The organism is Bacillus sp. JJ722 (assembly GCF_036963345.1).
Classification (GTDB): domain Bacteria; phylum Bacillota; class Bacilli; order Bacillales; family DSM-1321; genus Bacillus_AD.
Genome location: NZ_JBALMO010000430.1, coordinates 1 through 394, shown reverse-complemented (window position 1 = coordinate 394; position 394 = coordinate 1).

Genomic DNA, 394 nt, shown 5'->3' with positions numbered 1-394 from the left:
ATAGGTTTCATATTCTTCATAAATTCCATCTTGATTGATATTTTTATCGATAAATTCAATCTGATTCTTTGTTAACCAGTTTTTTAGCCGAATGCAATGAATACAATTTCTTGAGAATACACAATTATATTCTTTTTCACCCTTAAAACCTCCATTTAAATAAGAAATGATATTTAATACGCTAAAGCACGAAATGTGTTTTCTATATTTAAAGTGAAAAATATAAAAAAAAATAAACTATTTAAAAATTAATTTCGATCAAATCACTATGATAAAATGTGTAATATTTATCCTTTTCTTTTGAATAAACAATTAAATAGCCTTTTTCATTTAAACCAACAAATTCACAATGTATTATTTCCCCATCCATCAATTTTCCAAGATAATTGTTAGC